We start from the raw sequence: 18655 nt of genomic DNA, 5'->3' as shown, positions 1-18655 counted from the left end.
CCGTGCCTCTTGGTTTTTCCCGCTTGGCCTGGTGTAGGCGCTGATGTTACCGCGCCGTCTGCCGTCCTTTGCCAGAAGGCCGGAAGCTGAGCAGCCCATCTTGCCGAACTTGAACCCGGAACCCGCGAAGATTCCTTACAGAGATGAAGACAGCAGTTCCTTGGTGTATTCGTCCTTGACGTTGTTATCGATCAGGTCCTGGCTGGTGATGATCTCACGCACCACGCCCTTGTGCATGATCGCCAGCCGGTCGCACATATGGGCGACGAGCGGCAGGTCGTGGCTGATGATGAACAGCGTCAGGCCCTTTTCCCGCTGCAGCCGCATGACGAGGTTGACGATCTCGGCCTGGATGGAAACGTCCAGCGCCGAGGTCGGCTCGTCGAGCAGCATCACGTCGGGTTCGATCGCCAGGCAGCGGGCAATGGCCACGCGCTGGCGCTGGCCGCCGGACAGCTGGTGCGGAAAGCGGAAGCGGTGCTCCGGGCCGAGGCCGACATCCTTCAAGGCTTGCAGGATGCGCTTTTCCGGGTTGTCGAAGCGGTGGATGGCCAAAGGTTCGCCGATGATCTGGTCCACGGTGTGGACCGGGTTCAGCGAGGCGTAGCAATCCTGCATGACCATCTGGACGCGGCGGCGGAAGGCGAGCGGCGGGTTCTGTTTTACGACCTCCCCGGCGATCTTTACCGTGCCGGAACTGGCGGCCGTCAGGGCCATCATGGCGCGCAGCAACGTCGTCTTGCCCGAGCCGGATTCGCCGACGAGGCCGAAGACGCTACCCTGCGGCACGCTGAGCGAAACGTCGTTCAGCGCCCGCACGGTGCGGGTCTTGGTGTGGAAATCGACGCAGACGTTTTCGATCTCGATCATGATTTTGCCTCCATCCAGGCGGGATCGCGGGTGAAGGTGCGCAGCTCCGGCAGCCGTTCCGCAAGCGACGGACGGCAGGCGGCGAGCCCCTTGGTATAGGCATGGTGCGGATGGGCGAGATCGGCCGCCGTGCACTCCTCCATCACCTGCCCGCCATACATCACCAGAACCCGGTCGCAGAAATTGGCGACGAGATGCAGGTCATGGCTGATCAGGATCAGCGACATGCCGCGTTCCTTGATGATCTGGTCGAGCAGGCCGAGGAAGCTGGTGCGCACCGAGGCATCGAGCGCCGAGGTCGGTTCGTCGGCGATCAGCAGTTCCGGCTCGCCGGCAAGGGCGATGGCGATCATCACGCGCTGGCCCATGCCGCCGGACACCTGATGCGGATACTGGTCGTAGACGATCTCCGGATCGTTGATGCGCACGGCCGAAAGCAGGTCGAGGGACTTCGCCTTCGCCGCCTTGCCGACGATGCCGTGATGCAGCTTGAAGCATTCGGCGATCTGCGCGCCGACCGTCATCACAGGGTTCAGAGCATAACGCGGGTCCTGCATGATCATGCCGATGCGGCGGCCGCGCATCGACCGTTTCTGGGCAGTCGAGGCTTTCAGCATGTCCTGCCCGGCAAATTCGAAGCGCCGGGCCGAGACTGTCGCGGTCGGGGGCAGAAGGCCCATGATGGCGCGGCCCATGGTGGATTTGCCGGAACCGGATTCACCGACGATGCCGAGCCGGCCGCCATCGACCGAGAGGTTGATGCCGCGCAGCGCCGGCACCGGGCCGGTACGGCTGGCGAAGGAGACGCGGAGGTCTTCGATATCAAGCCGGGACATTATGAGGACCTCGCATCGAAGACGTCGCGCAAACCGTCGCCCAGAAGGTTGAAGCCGAGGCTGGCGATGAAGATGGCGATACCGGGAATGGTGGCGACCCACCACTGGTCGAGCACATATTGCCGGCCGGCGGCGACCATCAGGCCCCATTCCGGCTGCGGCGGCTGGGCGCCGAGGCCAAGGAAGCCGAGGCCGGCGGCGATCAGGATCGTGCCGGACATATCGAAGGTCAGGCGCACCACGACCGAGGCGAGGCAGAGCGGCGCGATATGATTGAACAGGACGCGCAGCGTCGAAGCGCCCTGCAGCTCGGCCATGCGGACGAAATCGCTGTTGCGGATGCTGAGCGTTTCGGCGCGGGCAAGACGGGCATAGGGCGGCCAGCTCGTTATCGCGATGGCGATGATGGCATTGTTGATGCCGGTGCCGAGCGCGGCGACGAAGGCGAGCGCCAGCACGAGGCGCGGCAGCGACAGGAAGATGTCGGTGATGCGCATCAAGACGGCATCGACCCAGCCGCCGAAATAGCCGGCGACGATGCCGATCGTCAGGCCGACGGGGCCGACGATCAGCGAGACCATCAGGACGATACGCACGGTGATCTGCGAGCCATGCACGACACGCGAGAGAATATCGCGGCCGAGTTCATCGGTGCCGAACCAATGGGCGGCACTTGGCGGCAGCAGGCGGTCCGCCAGAACCTGATCGGTCGGCGAGCCGACGAACAGCGGCCCGATCAGCGCCATGACGACAAGCGCCAGCACGACGAGGAGGCCGACGAGCGCCAGCCGATTGGCCACGAGCGCGCGGAACGAGAGGTTGAGGCGGACGAGCCGGGCCTGCGCGCGGCTTGCGGGCCGGTCGGTGGTCAGCCATTGAGCAAAGGTGGTGCTCATGCTGTCCTCGGATCTGCGAAGCGATAGATGATGTCCGCCAGCGCGTTGAGTATGATGAAGACGGCGCCGATCAGGATCGTGCCGCCGATGACGGCATTGAGATCGGCGTTGAAAAGCGCATTGGTCATGTAGAGGCCGAGACCCGGCCAGGAGAACACCGTCTCCGTCAGAACCGCACCTTCGAGCAGGAAGCCGTAGGAGAGGAAGCAGACGGTGATGATCTGCACGCGGGCGTTCTTCAGCGCATGGCGCCAGATCACCGTACGTTCCGGCGCGCCCTTGGCGCGGGCAAGGGTGACGTATTCCTGGCTCAGCTGCGTCAGCATGAAGCTGCGCGTCATGCGGGCGATATAGGCGAGCGAGGAGAGACCGAGCAGCATTGCCGGCAGGATCATGTGCGACAGCGCGTTGTAGAACACATCCATGTCGCCGGCGCGCAGCGCGTCGATGGTCAGGATACCCGACCATTCCTCGACGAGACCGTCATAGGCGATATCGATACGCCCCGGCCCCGCCACCCAGTCGAGCTGGCCGTAGAAGATCAGGAGCAGCACGATGCCGAGCCAGAAGACCGGCACGGAATAGCCGGTGAGACTGAGCACGCGCACCAGCTGGTCTTGCCAGCGCCCGCTGTTTGCCGCCGCGATCACGCCGAGCGGCACGCCGAGCAGCACACCGATCAGGATGCCGATGGTGGCAAGCTCCAGCGTCGCCGGAAAGACGCTCGCCAGATCCTGCACCACCGGATGGCCGGTGAAGGCGGACGTGCCGAAATCCCCATGGGCGACCTTGCCGACATAGGAGAAGAACTGTTCGTAAACCGGCCTGTCGAGGCCGAGTTCCTTGTAGACCTTGTCGTAGACGTCCTGCGGTGCCTTCTCGCCGATGACAGCCACGACCGGATCGATCGGGATCAGCCGGCCAACCGCGAAGGTCACGAAGATGAGCCCGACGAGGGTGAGCGCGACCGAAATCGCGCTCCCCATCGACAGGCGCAGGACGGTGTAGAACCGCTTGGCCGGGCTGTGCATGGGACTACTTCCTGACCAGACGGTAGTAGACCGTCGCCGGCCCGACCGTATAGTCCTTCACATTGGCGCGCATGGCCGTCTGGCGGATGCGCTGCACGAGGCCGACATAGGGGCCGTCCGCCATCACCTTGCGCTGCAGGTCCTTGTACATCTCGGTGCGCTTGGCTTCGTCAGGCTCCTTCACGGCGGCCTGCGTCAGCGCATTGATCGCATCGTCCTTCCAGCTGTTGCGCCAGGCCACCGTCTTGCTGCCCGCATCCGGGCCGTTGTCGGGGTTCAGAGCGAAGGTCGCGGCATTGGCGTGCGGATCGGCGAAATCCGGCTCCCAGGTGCCGAGCACCGCTTCGAACTGGCGGCCGCGATAGGCGGTGATGAACTGCTTCTGGTCCGTCTGGACGATGTCCATCTTGATGCCAGCAGCCGACATCGACTGCTGTACCGCCTGGGCGATGTCGATGGCCGGGCTGACGTTGCGCACCGAAAGCTTGAAGGAGAAACCGTCCTTGAGGCCGGCTTCCGCCAACAGCGCCTTCGCCTTCTCGACGTCGTAGGTGTAGGGGTTCTCATCCAGCGAGGCATTGAAGCCGGCGGGCCAGAAGGATTGCAGCACGGTGAACTCGCCCTTCAGCAGCGATTCCGTCATGCCCTTGTAGTCGACGAGGTATTTCAGGGCCTCGCGCACCTTCGGCTTGGTGAAGGGCTCGACCGTCTGGCTGAGGCCGAGATAGAGATTGCGGGCCGTGTTGTTGCGCTGGACGGCGATGTCGGGATTGGCTTCCAGCGCCTTGATCTGGTCGCCCGGCAGGTTGACGGCGATATCGACGTCGCCCTTTTCGAGTAGCAGGCGCTGCGAGGCCGATTCAGGAACGTGGCGCAGGATCACCCGCTTCATCGCCGGTTCGCCCTGGCGATAGGCGGCATTGGACTGCAGGACGATCGTCTGGTTCGGCTTCCAGGTCTTCATCACGAACGGGCCGGAGCCTTCCGACTTGTCCTTGAGGTAGGCGAGACCGAAATCGCCATCCTTCTCGTTTGCCATGACGGTCTTGGAATCGACCACCGAGGCATTGACGGAGGACAGGATGTTCAGGACCAGCGACGGTGCGTAGTCGACACCGATCTTCATTTCGAAGGTCTGGTCGTCGACGGCCTTGACCATGGTGTCGACATTCTCCGCCGTCCAGCCGAACTGCTTCAGCAGGAAAGCCGGCGACTTGCCCGCCTTGACGACGCGGGTGAAGGAATAGACCACGTCGTTGGCCGTCAGCGGATTGCCGGAGGCAAAGGTCTGGCCGGAGCGCAGCTTGAAGGTGGCGGTCTTGTTGCCGTCGCTGAAGGTCCAGCTTTCGGCGATGAGGCCAGTCATCTTGGACATATCGCTCGCATCGTTGCCGACGAGGGTCTCGTAGACATTGTGCAGCACTTCCGTCCCGGTATCCTCGTAGGATTCAGCCGGATCGAACGAAATGGCGTCGTCGATCACCCGTGCGATGACCAGCGTATCGGCCGGGGTTTCGGCGAAAGCCGCATTCCCTGCCATACCCGTGAACAAGGCCGCAGCAGCCACGCTTGCGAGAAACTGTCTTCTTTTCATGTTACCCTCCTCCCGTAGGACCCGGCGCACCGGGTTTTGATGTCTTTAAGTCCGTTAGAGTCCCGTAATCCCGTTGTCGGACACCCGGTCGGCAAGCCGGTAGCGGGTGATCCATGCGATTTCCAGCAAGGCGGCTTCAAGCTCGCCGTCGCGTGTTCCGTTCAGCCGGTCGCGGATCGCCGCGAGCGCCGAAGCCTGGTCATGCCGACGCACGCACAGGATGAAGGGGAAGCCGAAACGGCCTTTGTAGGCGGCGTTCAGCCCATCCCATTCGGCGATCTGCTCCGGCGTCAGCGCGTTGAGGCGGATGGCGCTTTGTTCGGCATCCGATTCCGCCGTCACCCGGCCGGCGCGCACATCCGCGCCCCCGAGATCGGGATGGCGGTTCAGGAAGGCGAGCAGATCCTGCTCCGGCTGCGCCCGGACGAGCGCCAGCATCGCATCGTGCAACGCCGAGGCCGAGGCGAAGGGCCTGCCTTCGGAAACTTTTTCGGCCACCCAGTCGGCATTCTCCCAGACCGGGGCCAGCACGGCGGCGAATTCCGCCGCCGGCAAGGTGTTGAAGTCGGCGATAGACCGCGCCGTCATGTGTTTTTCGCCAAGCTGGTCACGCGCTCGCTGAGCGGCGGCAGGAAGCTGCGGTCGAACACTTCGGAGGCCGCCGGCACGCGGGTCAGGCCCTTGGCCTTGGTGATCAGCTCGGCAACGGCCACGATACGCTCGTCATCCGCATCGCCGATGCCGATGCGTCCGCCTTCCTCGCCGGCCATTTCCAGGCCGAGTGTGCCGACGAGGCGGGCACGATTGGCCTTGATATCGACGTTCGGATTGCGACGGGCGACGGCGGCAATGGCAGCGTCGGGATCGGCGATGGCATCCTTGAGGCCGAGATTGATGGCCGCCAGCAGGCCGCGTACCGCTTCCGGGTGCTGTGCCGCGAAATCGCGCGTCACCATGACGGCGCCGCCATAGAGTTCCGGCAGATAGTGGCGGAATTCGAGATGGCGCAGCACCTTGTCCGGGTCGAGGCCGGCTTCGATGGTGTGGGCGCGCACGGTATTGACGAAGCCGAAAATACCTTCCCAGCGGCCGGTGTCGCGCATGATCGGCACCATTTCCTCATGGCCGAGATCGGACGCCTCGACATCGACGGTCGAGATATCGAGACCGGTGGCGATGCCGAATCGCGGAACAGCTTCCAGGCGGCGTCTTCCGGGTGGGACACCAGCTTGCGGCCGGCGAGATCGGCCGGCGAATGAACCGGCCCATCGGCATCGACGGCGATGGTATAGGGCGAGCGATTGTGCATGGCCCAGACGGCGAGCGGCGAGGACGCCGGGTCGACCGATTTCATCTCGATCAGCGTGTTCATGTCGCCATAGGCGACATCATAACCGCCGCCGGCCAGAACCGGCACCGACCAGGCGAGCGAAGCGCCTTCGGTGAAGTGGACTTCGAGACCGTTGCGCTCGAAATGGCCGTTGTCGGCCGCCAGGAAAAAGGGCGCCTGCGGCCCCGAGAAAAAGCTGTTCAGAAAGAATTTCACCTGCTGGAGCACGCCACCGTTCCCTGTTGGTTGGTCTTGATTGACAGGAAGTGTGCTCTGCATCCGCATTGCCGTCTATATCAAACTATGGAACAATTCATTGCCGAAATTAGAATGGAGTTTGCCGCATGTCCCGCTCGCTGATTCCCGCCGCATTGCTTTATTTCGACCGTGTCGCCTCGACCGGCTCCATCCAGGCGGCCGCCCGCGCCCAGAATATCGCGGCCTCGGCCATCGACCGCCAGATTATCGGGCTTGAGGAGCGGTTGGGGGTAAAGCTCTTCGACCGGATGCCGAAGGGCATGCGGCTGACGGCGGCCGGTGAGGCACTGGTGCGGCTTGTGCACCGCTGGCGGGCCGAAGAGCGTAACGCCGTGGCGGAAATCTTCGAGCTTCAAGGCATGCAGCAGGGTCAGGTGAATATCTTTGCGATGGACAGCCACGCCACGACCATCCTGCCGCAGTTGGTGCAGACCATCGCGGCCGCCCATCCGCTGATCGGCCTTTCGATCCAGATCGGCTCGACGGACGAGGCTGTCGCGGCGTTGCTCTCCGGCCAGGCCGACCTGATCATCGTCTTCAACCTGCCTCAGCATTCAGACATTCGCCCGCTCTGGAGCATGCCGCTGCCCTTCGGCTGCGTCGTCGCCCCGCACCATCCCCTGCTCTTACGGCAGGACGTCAAATTTCAGGATGTGGTAACCTATCCGATCGCACTGCAAAGCCGCTCACTGCTGATCCGCCGTTTTCTGGAGGTGCAATACAGCTGGCTGTTCGCCGAGCCGCACGGCCGCGTCGAGACTAACTCGCTACACCTCGTCAAAAACCTTGCCCGGAGCGGCACCTATGTCGCCTTCACCTCGGAACTCGATGCCGCCACCGAGCTTGCCGAGGGCACGTTGCGCTTCCTGCCGCTGACAGAAATCGACGCCCTGCCGCAATCGGCCGATATTGCCATCGATGCTTCCAAGTCACTCAACACACTGGTGAAGATCGTCGCTGATCAAGCTGCGGCTGTGATCGAGGGAGCCGTTGCAGCGGCAAGGGCTTCCTCGTGAGTCTATTATGCTTATTCCAACGAGGACGGCGTGCCGTATGACCTCTTCGCCGAGCGGGAATATATCGAGATCGGCCGCCTCCTTTCGCCAGCCGCGAGGGTGCGCCCAGCGGCAGTGATCAGCAACTCCGTTGAAATCCCGTCATATTTGTAACTCTCGAAGGGCTCACCGGTCGGGATAACGTGTTCGCGCCGCAAATGCTGGAAACGGTCAATTCAGTCGGAGGATCGGAGATGACGATATGTGCGTCTGCAGGGAAGGCCAGTTCGTTGCGAGGACCCGCTATTCACGTGGCCGGCTGGCTCGGGCTCGCTGCTGCCCCGACTTTCGCATCGATGGCTGCGATTTCTGCCGCTGGCTCGCCGGCCACGATGATGTGCTCCGCCGTCCCGGCCTTCGTGCCGATCAACGACATGGCGCTAATGTACCTGCTAATGAGCCTCTTTCACCTATCGCCATGGCTAAAACTCCTTTCCGGCCGTTTGCAGCGCCGCACGCCCGGCAACCCGGCCAGCGCGAACCTTATGACAGACAGTTCCGGATCGGGCAATACGATGCGTTCGGGGACCGTGGAATCCTTGAAGATGGATTGGTGGAACGCCATGGCCTCCTCGGCTTGCCCCTGAAACCAGAGGTGAGGATAGATCTTCATTCCTCTTTCCTTGGCTGGCGGCCACAAAACGGGGGCGGGTCGTCCCGTCCCAGTCGCGTTCGAAGCCGATGTCATCCATACGGCGGGCCGAAAAGCGCTCGATACGCTGCATGGTAAGGTGATGACGAACCGTGTCCAATGGCCGGGTTGCCAAGCGTACGACGAACACGAACAATGATGCCATCGCCTTCCAGACGCTGGGCACGGAAATCGGCATAGAGTCACGGCACGGAGCGTCATAAGCGAGAATGATATTCACAGCATTCTTCCTTTCTCAATCGCTATCCCTCAGGCAGCGGCCTTTGAATTCAAGTCGATGCGGAAAAACTGCGGCAAAAACGGCTGGACGACAAACGAGTGATCGTCGAGCACCTGTGATCAATGATCACAGGTGCTCGATGGCCCGCAAACGTCCCCCCTTGACGACATTGCCAGCCTTCGATGCTGCTGCCCGGCATTTGAGCTTCCAAGGCGGCCGCGGAATTGAACTTGACGCACGGGGCGATCAGCCAAGCCGTGCGCAATCTTGACGAAATGCTGGGCGTCCGGCTCTTCGAGCGCGGCACGCTGTCCATCAGGCTCACGCCGGAGGAAGCGGCCTACGCTGCCGAAATCGGCGCGGCAGTTGACCTCGTGGGTGTCGCGACCATCGCAGCGACAGCTTCAAGATCGGCGGGGGTGATGGCGGGAGGCTAGTAACAGCAAGACATGCAAATGCTCTTGAAAAGATACGAACTGCCGACGCACGACTCTTTTTGTAAGACACAGTATTTATTTGCGATTTTTTAACATAAAGTTGAATTATGGAACAATTTTCACACCCCAATGGGGCGATGGAAAAGGCGCCGAACGTAAAGCGGGAATTTTCCAATCGGTATTGATGGTCCGGGAAGTTTACCCGGTCCGAATTTCAGCCGGCCCAACCTGACTCCCTGTGCTACCTTTATCCGACGTGGCAACGTCGTGCCTGATTTTATCGTTCGCTTCGTCGCGGGTCCCGAGTTTGACGAAGCGACCATCGTCTTCAGACAGTGCAGAGCACCGCCGAAATCGAGCCATTCAGCCCCTATCAGGCACCTGCAGCTGATGCGACCGCAACGGCGATCCTCGCCATTTCCATTATGGCCTCACGTGTTTTTGCCGCCGCGATGAAGCGGCCGTTGTGACAGAAGGTTGCATCGGCCACGCCGCAAACCGCCGCGAGATCCGCGCCGGACAGGCCGGCCCAGGCCTTTGGAAGATCGGCCCGCAGTTCGAAGCCGTCGCTCGCCCGGCGGATGCCGGTCACGCACCAGTCAGTCTCCCGCGGATGAACGACAAACAGGAGCTGATCGGCTCCGGCCTTCACGATCGCGGGCCGGAAGGGCATGCCCATGGGAAGCTCCAGCACCCGCTCGCTGCCCGCCGCCGCGATCGCGTGCAGCACGATCGACTCGGCACGCAGTTTCGCCGCGCCCTGCCTGATGCTCGCCTCCACGAAGCTGCGCGCGATCGCAAGTGCATCTTGGAATGCCCGGTCGTCGGCATCCGGCTCCCTCTCGTCGAAAACGGGCTTCAGCGTTTCCAGAAGGACGGGCAGCGTCAGCTTGCCAAGCACGCCGGCAACGGAAGGGCTCACGGCTCCATTGTCCATCAGATCGACCGGCAGTACGAAACCCAGATCGAAGCTCGCATGCAGGGCGTCGATATCGGACGCCGGAACGCCAAGCGCTTCCAGATAATTCCGGCCGAACTGGCGCCAGATCAGCCCGAAGGAGCTGAACGGCTGGCCATCATCCCGCAATGGTGCCCCACGCTGATGATGGTCGAAAATCCCGGCCGCCGGATCATAGGCACCGCCGACGTCATAAATGATCCTGTCGTCTGCGGGCGTCATCCACTGCGGCGCGCGGCTGCGCACGAGACGGGCAGCCGGAAACAGATGGGTCAGGATCACACTCGACAGCAGCTCGTCCGCATGGAAGCCGCCGGAATGGGTTACAAGAAAGTCGGGGGCCATGCTGGTCAACCTATCGATAGCTGTGTTTGCGATTGCGAGGACCGATATCGGTTGGATAGCCCGGTTTCAAGGATTTCCGGCGACCAAAGCCCGTGCCAGCGCGGAAAGACGAGGCGCCCACGACGCTGGAGCGCACCCTCGCCCGCCCGCGCGGCAAAATGGCTTCCGGCCAGCCTCAGGGAAATTTATGATCGGCCGGCACCATCTGCGTTTCGATGACCAAAGTCACGTCGTCGCCGAGTTCGGGAATGCCGAAGCCCAGGTCCCATTCGCTGCGCCGGATGCTGCCGGTTGCCGAAAAGCCGATTTTCGGAACGCCCATGATCGGATGCTTGGCCATGGAACCGTTGAAGGTGACGTCGAGCGTTGCCGGATGCGTCTCGCCCCGGAAAGTGAGAAGCCCCTTGATGACCCCTGTTTTCTCGCCGGTCACGCGGATTTCCTTCGAGACGAAGGTGATCGGCTTACCTGCCAGAAAGGCCTCGTCACCGCCGATCTTGCTGTCGAAATCGACCACGTCCGGCCACGGATAATCGGTCCGCACCGACATCGGGTCGACCTCGACGCTCAGGCTGGAAGCGTCCGGCTCGCCCGGTTTCCAGTCGAGCCGTGCATCGACCTTGGTGAAGCGGGCGGTGTAATGCGACAGGCCGGAATGATTGAACGACCAGGCGAGGCTCGAATGCGACGGATCGGTCTTGTACAGGCCGGCCGGAGCGGCCTGCTGCTGCTCGGCGGCGTGAACGGGCGCGAAACCGGCGATAACGGCGAGGGAGAGGAGGATTGCGCGAAACATGGTTTATGGTTCCTTTCTGAATGTTTGGCATGGGTCATCGATCTGCCGGCAGGCAGTTTTGGAAGACCGTGTTGGGTTGGATGGGCGGCTCGGCCGCTTCGAAAACTAGCGGGGCAGTTCTTTCAGCTGCCAGGTCACTTTCGCCAGGAACTCCGTTTCATGGAAGTTGGGCGCCTGCCGCTTCCATGCGGTAGGATCGGTCTCGTCCGTGACGATCTCCGGCGTGCCGGAGGCGCTGGTGGGCAGGCTGATGCCGTTCATATTGCCCCTGATCTTGAAGGCCCTTTCCGCATGGCCACTGAGGGGCGCGTTCTTCAGCTCTTCGGTAATCCACTGGATCACCGTACCCTTGCTCACCATATCCGGACCGCCCGGTAGCCCGCCCTCGACGGTGCTTTCCAGACGGCCGCCGCGCAGCTTCGATTTGATGGTCTGGTGCACGGGGATTGCCGGCATGTAAAAATTCTGGATATACATTCGCTTCGTCCTGATATCCGTGACGATCTGGTTGCTCGAACAGACCATCGGGTTCTCCGAAGGGACGACCGCCCCCTCGGAAGCGCCGATGGCCGTCTCGCTGCCCGCGACCGCGCCGGTGACGTCGTTCAGCCTGTCGGCGGCCTCGTACCGGTAGTCGGCGACGACGGTCGCGCCGCACCCGCCGTCCGCTTCCCAATTCATCTCCCAGCGTTGGAAGCGCTCGGGAGCTGGCTCGGCAAAGCCGGGGCCGGCATCGGGCATATCGACGCCATCGGCGGTCATCGCGTATTTGCTGCCTTTTTCCTGCATGCAGGCGTCGAACCTTCGGCCGTCGCTCAGGCCAACAGTGCGGCCGCATTCGTCGCTGATCTCCTGCATCGTCTGCAGCATGGCGGCATCCGTCGTATTCTGAGACATCATTTCCAGACCCAGTTTCATCAGGCAAACCCGGTCTCCGTTGCAGGCTTGCGCCCGTGCCGCGAGATCGGCCAGACGCTCGGGATCGACCCCCATCATCTTGCCGGGGTCGAGCACCGTGTTGAACGGGTTCGCCGTCTCGCTTTTTCCCCGCCGGGCAATCGCGGCGGCCTGGGCCTCCGTCGCCTTTCGCAGCGATGTCGCCCCGTAATCGGGCTCATAAGGATTGATGTCGTCCAGCTGAGGTGCTGCTACGGAGGGGATGTTCAACGTGAAGGACTGGCTGAACGCGCCGTCCTTCCATTCCGACCCGTTCTTCCATCTTTCGTGGCCCGATTCGATCGTTACCTCGATCTCGAAAACCGCCGCCGGCGATGTTTCGCTGGCGACAGCCGCGGTTCCCGCCAAAAGCCACAGGGTCGTCCCCGCAAGCAGCCCCGTCGCGGCCCGCCTCCCAAGGCGGAAGCACCGCGCCTTCAATATCCGAGCGGGATTCATATCTTAAAGCCTTCCTGAAAAATCATGGCTGCCGCAGCTTTCGCACCGGCGGGTTTGCCGTCCCGGCCGCGATAGGCCCACGGCTAAGGGCTGCAGATCACGCTGCCGAGGTGAACCATGGTTCCGTTTCCGCAATGATCGTGCGGCTTCTTCGCCCCGTAATCCGGCGCGCTCGCGGGCTCAGCTGTGACCGCACTCTCTGCCTGCCCCACCGGCGCGGCGGCGATGCCGGCACCGGCGAGGCTGCCGATGACCGTGCTGCCGGTTGCCTGTTCGGCCGACGTGCTGCAACCCGCGAGCAAGGCCGCAAGAGCGCCGGCGGCGAGTGCCGCAATGATCCTGTTCATCAAAATTCCCCTGTTCCTGATGCTGTCGAAACCGGCCGACATCAGGCCGCCTCGGACACACCTTCGGGAAGGAAGGTCAGGCCGAAATCCCGCGCAATAGTAGCGACCTGTTCCGGCGTTTCGGGCTTGCCGAGTTCGATGACCGGAAAGAAGCTTTCAAAGCCGTCCGGCGTCACCACGACCATGATCCGCCCTTCCGTCTCTCCGATATTCTGGAAGCGATGCGGCACGCCGCGCGGCAGCGCGATGCAGCCGCCCTCCGCAAGCTCCACATACTCCCCGGCGCACCAGAAGCCGAAACGGCCGGAAAGGATGCGGAAGAACTCGTCCTCACGCTCATGCACATGCAGCGGCGGCCCGCCTGCGGGCGGCACGATGGCTTCGAACATGCCGAAGGCGCCGCCCGTATTGCCCGCCATCATGCGGACGATATGTTCGCCAAACGCCATCGCGGGCGTTCCATGGTCGGGCGGGGAGACCGCCGCGTGGGTAAAGGGCTTCATTATTTTCTCCTGGTCGGATGTTTTCGTGTCTCCACAGGAATGCCGGGCACCGCCGCAATCCGTGGGACGCTCTATAGCGGAGCGAAAAAACCGCCGTTCCTAAATGAATGCGCAAGCCCGTGCCGAATATCCTAAAAGTTTGCTAAGAGGATGCGGAATAGACGAGGTGCGGGGGTGAAGGTGCGACTGGACGACAGGCTTCTCGATTTCTTCAAACGGCCGCTGATGTGCATCATCGCCGTCGCGGATGAAGAACGCCGACCCTCTGCCGGGCGCGGCGTCGGTTTTCATGTCGGCGAAGACCGGGAGACGATCGACGTCATCTTTTCCGCGTGGCAATGGCCCCGACTGGAGCCCGCCATCCGCCAGACGGGGCGTGCTGCCGTCACCTTCGTCAGCCCGTCGGATTATGTCAGCTACCAGCTCAAGGGCTCGGCCACCATGCGCGATACCGAAGCGCGCGACCGCGATTGCGCGGATCATTTCATGGCGAAGGCGACGGGCGAGCTGGAGGCGCTGGGCGTGCCGCGCGGTCTCATCGCACCGTGGCTGACCGCCCGCGAGGCGCGGGTCGCCCGGCTTGCCGTTGGCGAGATTTATGTTCAGACGCCCGGCCCGCTTGCCGGCATGATGGCCGGCGCGAGGCCGGCATGACGGTGCGTCTCAGCGATCTCTCGGCCTGCTTCGAAGGCGTCATCCCCTCCATCATCGCCACCGCCTCGGCGGACGGCATGCCGAATATCTCCTATCTTTCCCATGTGGTGCGGGTGGATGAGGATCACGTCGCCCTCTCCAACCAGTTCTTCGCCAAGACCGCCGCGAACGTGCGCGCCAATCCGCATGTAACGCTGATCCTCGTCGACGGCTTCACCGGCGACCAGTTCCTGCTCGATATCGGCTTCGTGCGGTCCATCGATGCCGGGCCGCTGTTCGACCGTATCGCGCTGCAGCTGAAGGCAAGCAGCGCCCAGGTCGGCATGTCCGACGTCATGCGTCTGCGCAGCGCTGATATCTTTCGGGTGCACGCCATCGAGAAGGTCCCTTCTCCGGTGGAGCCCGAAGAGACCCCGGCGAGGCGAGCCCCCGTCAGCCTTCCTGCCCTTTCGCAGGCCGCCCGCGCCATCGAGCAGCAGGCGGAGGCCGACGAAATCATCGACAGCCTGCTTTGCGGCGTGCGTGAAGTCCTCCATTACCCGAACGCGCTGGTGCTCATCCGCGACAGCGATCGCGGCTGCCTGATCACGACGGGCAGCATCGGCTATGAGCGCTCGGGGCTCGGATCGGAGATCGCAAGCGGCGAGGGCATGATCGGGGCTGCTGCCGCAAGCGGGCAGACGATCAAGGTCAGCGACATGAGCCGCGTGCGCCGGTTCGGCGAGGCGATCAGCCTCGAGGAAGACGCGGCGGAAAACGACACGCGCAGCGTGGCCTTTCCGCAATTGCCCGGTGCGATGAGCCAGATCGCCGTGCCCATGGCCGCGCGCGGCGTCGTGACCGGCGTGCTCTTCATCGAAAGCCCGCAGCGCCTTGCCTTCCGCGAGGAAGACGAGGCGGCCCTCGAAATTCTGGCCGGGCAGGCCGCGAGCACCCTCCGGGCGAGTGAAAGAGAAGCGGCCGCCAGTGATCCGGCGCAGACCGTCGCCGCGCCGCCGACGCAACCCGCTGGCCGCAATATCCGCGTCACGCATCACCGCATGGACGACAGCGTGTTCATCGACGACGCCTATATCGTGAAGGGTGTTGCCGGCGCGCTGCTGCGCCTGATGCTCGAATGGCATCTTGGCGAGGCGCGCAGCGAATTCACCAACCGCGAAATGCGGCTGGCCGTCGGCGGCCGGATGCCCGAGATCAAGGACAACCTCGAAACCCGTCTCCTGCTTCTGCGCCGCCGGCTGGAGGAAAAGCAGGCGCCGATCCGGGTCGTCAGGGTCGGACGCGGCCGCGTCCGCCTGGAGGCGGAAGGTCCGCTCGTTCTCGACCTCGCCGGACAATAAAGCTGGCGGGACGCGCCATCTACGATCACCATCGGACAATCGCCAAAGCAGGATTCGATCCAGGCATCGACCGTATGGATGTCTCGCAACATGACCGACGTGATCAGATCGACTTCTCGCGTATGACGCGCAACACTGGTGTGCGGCGGATATAAAAGGCCCCGGCTTCCCGTTTGAGCTTCTTTAACGCCGTCATTCTCACCGACACGGCGCAATTGTTACAAATGTTACAATCTTCGATTTAATGATTTTTTTATCATGTTCTTATTAAGTGAAACGATATTGTCTCATATTGACCGAGTAAGCTCATGAAAAATATCCCGATTATCGGCAAGTTCATCGCCATTATGGCCATCTTCGGCCTCTTCTCCCTGGCGGTGGCCATTTATGGCAGCACCCAAATCCAGCACATCAACAACGAAAACAACGCCCTGCTTCACAATGAATCGAAGGCCGCGCTCATGATGGCGCGCGGCAACCGTTCATTGCAGGCGGCGCGCGGCGCGATCGGCGACCTGATGATCGCCCGCACCATGGAACGCAACGAGGCCGCGATCGACGACCTGCAGAAGAGCAAGGGAAAATTCGAGAATTTCCTGTCGCTGGCCATGGCCGCCCTACCCGCGAACCAGGCGCTTGCCGACCTCAAGACCGAAGGACTGAAGCTGCTCGACGAGACCTGCGGCCCGTCCATCGCGATGGCCAAGTCTGCGGTTTCGGCTGAGGATATCGCCAAGTCGCAGGACATCTTCATGCAGGATTGCCAGCCGCAGTTCAGCATCGTCGCGGCGCATTTTACGAAGGAAACCGATGTCGTCGTCGCCGAAGCCGACAGCAAGAGCAGCGCCCTCGAAATCCTGACCGCATCGACCGTCAAGATCATGCTTGCCGCGGTCGTCGCCGGCCTCGTCGCGGTCACCACCCTCGGCTATTTCGCGATCCGTTCCTGGCTGGTCCTGCCGATCCGCAAGCTGGAAGGCACGATGACCGTGCTGGCCGGCGGCGATCTCGCTGTCGACGTCGACGGCGGCGAGCGCAAGGACGAAGTCGGCGCCATGGCGCGCGCCGTGCAGGTGTTCAAGGACGAGGGCCTGCGCGCCCGCACGCTGTCGCACGACGCCGATACTGCACGCGAGGCCCGCGAAGCCGACCGCCTGCGCACCGCCGAGGCCGACCGCATCCGCGCCGAGGCGATGGCGGCTGCCACCGGCGGCCTTGCCAGCGGCCTGACGCGCCTCTCCTCCGGGGACCTGACCGTAGAACTACGCGAACCGTTCGCGGAAGAATTCGAAGGCCTGCGCCGCGATTTCAATGCGGCCGTCACGCAGCTGCGCGAAACCCTCGGCGCCGTCGCGACAGCGACCGCCGCCATCGATGCCGGCTCGCGGGAGCTTTCCCGCAGCGCCGACGATCTGTCGAAGCGAACCGAACAGCAAGCGGCCTCGCTGGAGGAAACCGCCGCCGCCCTCGACGAAATCACTGTCAATGTCACCAGCTCCTCCAACCGCACGGAAGAAGCCCGCTCCATGGCAATGGCGGCCAACGACAGCGCACGCCAGTCCGCGGCCGTGGTGACCAAGGCGGTCGATGCCATGCAGCGCATCGAGGGCTCCTCCTCGCAAATCTCCAACATTATCGCCGTCATCGACGAAATCGCCTTCCAGACCAACCTGCTGGCGCTGAATGCCGGGGTCGAGGCGGCACGCGCGGGCGAAGCCGGCAAGGGCTTTGCCGTCGTCGCCCAAGAGGTGCGCGAACTAGCCCAGCGCTCGGCGAAGGCCGCCAAGGAGATCAAGGACCTCATCCGCCATTCGGAGGAAGAGGTTCAGGACGGCGTCAAGCTCGTCAGCGCCACCGGCGAGGCGCTACGCGTCATCGAGGAGCGGGTCGCGACCATCAACGGCCAGCTCGACGCCATCGCCACCTCCGCCAAGGAGCAATCCGTCGGCCTGTCGCAGGTCAATGTCGCCGTCAACCAGATGGACCAGGTGACCCAACAGAACGCGGCCATGGTGGAAGAGGCCAATGCCGCCAGCAGCTCGCTGGCGACGGAATCCGATCGCCTGCGCCACCTGATCTCCCGCTTCCAGCTTGGGAATGCCAGCGGCGCGGCCCCCGTCGCCCGTCGCCCCGCCGCGGTCTCCGCCGCCACTTCCCGCACGGCCCCGTCGCCCTCGCCGGCCCGACGCATGGTGAACAAGCTGACCGCCTCGTTCGGCAGCGGTGCTACCGCCGTCAAGGAAAACGACTGGGAAGAATTCTAAGCCCCAGCCACTGACCAAAAAAGCCTATCCTCTAACGCCACGTCACATCGGAGCGGCTGAGAGAAGGTTGAACTTTCTGAATAGAGAAGAGGGGTGTCGCCTCACGCAAGCTGCAGGAACTGGCGCAGCCGGGCCGATTGCGGGTCGCGCATCACCTGCGCCGGGGCGCCGCGCTCTTCCACAAGCCCCTTGTGCAGGAAGATCACTTCGCTGGAGATATCGCGGGCCAACGCCATCTCGTGCGTCACCATGACCATGGTGCGGCCCTCTTCGGCGAGCTTCTTGATAACCAGCAACACCTCGTTGACCAGTTCCGGGTCGAGCGCCGAGGTCGGCTCGTCGAACAGCATCACCTCCGGCTTCATCGCCAGCGACCGGGCGATGGCCGCACGCTGCTGCTGGCCGCCGGAAAGCTGGTTGGGATAATGGTCGCGCTTCGGGGTGATGCCGACCTTTTCCATCAGCAGCTCGGCCTCGCCGATCGCATCCTTGCGGGAGGTGCCGAGAACATGAATCGGACCTTCGATGATGTTTTCGAGGATCGTCTTGTGCGCCCAGAGATTGAAGCTCTGGAACACCATGCCGAGGCGGGTGCGGATATGTTCGAGCTGGCGCTTATCGGCGGCGTGGTACTTGCCGTCCTTGCCCTTGACGGTGCGGATCGTTTCGCCTGAGACGGAGATTTCGCCCGCGTCCGGTGTTTCCAGATAGTTGATGCAGCGCAGGAGCGTGCTCTTGCCGGAACCGCTGCTGCCGATGAGTGAGATGACGTCGCCCTGCTTCGCCTCGAAGGAGATGCCCTTCAGCACCTCGACGGAGCCGAAGCTCTTGTGGATGTTGTTCACCGAAAGCGCTGTTGCGGCCATGTTCGTTC

21 protein-coding genes and 1 pseudogene are annotated in these 18655 nt (G+C 63.0%); 6 read left to right on the top strand and 16 right to left on the bottom strand.

Annotation, left to right across the window (positions count from 1 at the left end):
- Positions 1–135 precede the first annotated feature (135 nt).
- From ASC86_RS08605 to ASC86_RS26880, 7 genes are read right to left on the bottom strand one after another with little or no spacing between them, the layout of a single operon-like run.
- Positions 136–870, bottom strand: a complete 735-nt coding sequence (locus tag ASC86_RS08605; RefSeq protein ID WP_056319240.1) for an ABC transporter ATP-binding protein — start codon at positions 868–870, stop codon at positions 136–138.
- The gene (locus ASC86_RS08600) at positions 867–1706 is read right to left on the bottom strand and encodes an ABC transporter ATP-binding protein (protein ID WP_056319238.1); all 840 of its coding nucleotides are present in this window, start codon (positions 1704–1706) and stop codon (positions 867–869) included. Before ASC86_RS08600 ends, ASC86_RS08605 begins: the two co-directional genes overlap by 4 nt.
- Positions 1706–2602 carry an ABC transporter permease gene (locus tag ASC86_RS08595; protein WP_056319236.1) on the bottom strand — a complete coding sequence of 299 codons (897 nt, stop codon included), beginning with the start codon at positions 2600–2602 and terminating at the stop codon, positions 1706–1708. Before ASC86_RS08595 ends, ASC86_RS08600 begins: the two co-directional genes overlap by 1 nt.
- Positions 2599–3633, bottom strand: coding sequence for an ABC transporter permease (locus tag ASC86_RS08590; RefSeq protein WP_056319233.1), 1035 nt, complete (start codon positions 3631–3633; stop codon positions 2599–2601). Before ASC86_RS08590 ends, ASC86_RS08595 begins: the two co-directional genes overlap by 4 nt.
- Before the next feature lie 4 nt (positions 3634–3637).
- Entirely contained in the window at positions 3638–5227 is a 1590-nt protein-coding gene (locus ASC86_RS08585) for an ABC transporter substrate-binding protein (RefSeq protein WP_056319231.1), read from the bottom strand.
- 54 nt (positions 5228–5281) lie between these two features.
- Complete coding sequence (uraD, locus tag ASC86_RS08580; protein ID WP_056319229.1) at positions 5282–5815, bottom strand: 2-oxo-4-hydroxy-4-carboxy-5-ureidoimidazoline decarboxylase; 534 nt, start codon at positions 5813–5815, stop codon at positions 5282–5284.
- A complete protein-coding gene (locus ASC86_RS26880) occupies positions 5812–6330 on the bottom strand; it encodes an ABC transporter substrate-binding protein (protein WP_280136974.1) in 519 nt (172 codons plus the stop codon). Before ASC86_RS26880 ends, uraD begins: the two co-directional genes overlap by 4 nt.
- A gap of 113 nt (positions 6331–6443) precedes the next feature.
- Here ASC86_RS26880 and ASC86_RS26875 point away from each other — a divergent pair, with 113 nt between their 5' ends.
- On the top strand, positions 6444–6917 hold the full coding sequence (locus ASC86_RS26875) for a hypothetical protein (RefSeq protein WP_280136973.1): 474 nt from the start codon (positions 6444–6446) through the stop codon (positions 6915–6917).
- Positions 6902–7831: a LysR family transcriptional regulator gene (locus ASC86_RS08565; protein WP_056319223.1), complete on the top strand. Its 930-nt coding sequence runs from the start codon at positions 6902–6904 to the stop codon at positions 7829–7831. The genes ASC86_RS26875 and ASC86_RS08565 overlap by 16 nt, the downstream gene beginning before the upstream one ends.
- Before the next feature lie 286 nt (positions 7832–8117).
- On the opposite strand, the gene ASC86_RS26870 is transcribed toward ASC86_RS08565, so the two are convergent.
- Both ASC86_RS26870 and ASC86_RS08560 read right to left on the bottom strand, forming a co-directional pair.
- The gene (locus tag ASC86_RS26870) at positions 8118–8246 is read right to left on the bottom strand and encodes a hypothetical protein (RefSeq protein WP_280136972.1); all 129 of its coding nucleotides are present in this window, start codon (positions 8244–8246) and stop codon (positions 8118–8120) included.
- Positions 8247–8276: 30 nt separating this feature from the next.
- Positions 8277–8483 (bottom strand): VOC family protein, encoded by a 207-nt coding sequence (locus ASC86_RS08560; RefSeq protein WP_056319221.1) that lies wholly within the window; start codon positions 8481–8483, stop codon positions 8277–8279.
- Between the two features lie 483 nt (positions 8484–8966).
- On the opposite strand from ASC86_RS08560, the gene ASC86_RS26865 reads away from it, so the two are divergent.
- Positions 8967–9179 (top strand): LysR family transcriptional regulator, encoded by a 213-nt coding sequence (locus ASC86_RS26865; protein WP_280136971.1) that lies wholly within the window; start codon positions 8967–8969, stop codon positions 9177–9179.
- Positions 9180–9552: 373 nt separating this feature from the next.
- Here the strand turns inward: ASC86_RS26865 and ASC86_RS08550 are convergent, their stop codons facing one another.
- From ASC86_RS08550 to ASC86_RS08530, 5 genes are all read right to left on the bottom strand, one after another.
- Entirely contained in the window at positions 9553–10482 is a 930-nt protein-coding gene (locus tag ASC86_RS08550; protein ID WP_056319216.1) for an MYG1 family protein, read from the bottom strand.
- 175 nt (positions 10483–10657) lie between these two features.
- A complete protein-coding gene (locus ASC86_RS08545; protein WP_056319214.1) occupies positions 10658–11278 on the bottom strand; it encodes a YceI family protein in 621 nt (206 codons plus the stop codon).
- A 105-nt stretch (positions 11279–11383) separates the two neighbouring features.
- Positions 11384–12673 carry a hypothetical protein gene (locus ASC86_RS08540; RefSeq protein ID WP_156386958.1) on the bottom strand — a complete coding sequence of 430 codons (1290 nt, stop codon included), beginning with the start codon at positions 12671–12673 and terminating at the stop codon, positions 11384–11386.
- An 83-nt stretch (positions 12674–12756) separates the two neighbouring features.
- A complete protein-coding gene (locus tag ASC86_RS08535) occupies positions 12757–13020 on the bottom strand; it encodes a hypothetical protein (protein ID WP_156386957.1) in 264 nt (87 codons plus the stop codon).
- A 41-nt stretch (positions 13021–13061) separates the two neighbouring features.
- On the bottom strand, positions 13062–13523 hold the full coding sequence (locus ASC86_RS08530; RefSeq protein WP_056319207.1) for a cupin domain-containing protein: 462 nt from the start codon (positions 13521–13523) through the stop codon (positions 13062–13064).
- Between the two features lie 174 nt (positions 13524–13697).
- Between ASC86_RS08530 and ASC86_RS08525 the strand changes: the two genes are divergently transcribed.
- Together ASC86_RS08525 and ASC86_RS08520 are read left to right on the top strand one after the other, a co-directional pair.
- Complete coding sequence (locus ASC86_RS08525) at positions 13698–14177, top strand: pyridoxamine 5'-phosphate oxidase family protein (RefSeq protein WP_244477565.1); 480 nt, start codon at positions 13698–13700, stop codon at positions 14175–14177.
- A complete protein-coding gene (locus ASC86_RS08520) occupies positions 14174–15517 on the top strand; it encodes a GAF domain-containing protein (RefSeq protein ID WP_056319199.1) in 1344 nt (447 codons plus the stop codon). The genes ASC86_RS08525 and ASC86_RS08520 overlap by 4 nt, the downstream gene beginning before the upstream one ends.
- An 11-nt stretch (positions 15518–15528) precedes the next feature.
- On the opposite strand, the pseudogene ASC86_RS26520 reads toward ASC86_RS08520, so the two are convergent.
- Positions 15529–15624 (bottom strand): annotated as a pseudogene (locus ASC86_RS26520) (ABC transporter ATP-binding protein); the annotation flags it as partial.
- 201 nt (positions 15625–15825) lie between these two features.
- On the opposite strand from ASC86_RS26520, the gene ASC86_RS08515 reads away from it, so the two are divergent.
- Entirely contained in the window at positions 15826–17781 is a 1956-nt protein-coding gene (locus ASC86_RS08515) for a methyl-accepting chemotaxis protein (protein WP_056319196.1), read from the top strand.
- Between the two features lie 101 nt (positions 17782–17882).
- Here the strand turns inward: ASC86_RS08515 and ASC86_RS08510 are convergent, their stop codons facing one another.
- Positions 17883–18647, bottom strand: a complete 765-nt coding sequence (locus tag ASC86_RS08510) for an ATP-binding cassette domain-containing protein (protein WP_056319374.1) — start codon at positions 18645–18647, stop codon at positions 17883–17885.
- Positions 18648–18655: the final 8 nt, after the last annotated feature.

This window comes from Rhizobium sp. Root1212 (genome assembly GCF_001424985.1).
In the GTDB taxonomy this organism is placed as follows: domain Bacteria; phylum Pseudomonadota; class Alphaproteobacteria; order Rhizobiales; family Rhizobiaceae; genus Pararhizobium.
Note: the sequence above shows the minus strand (reverse complement) of the source record. Positions and strands in the feature narration are given on the sequence as shown.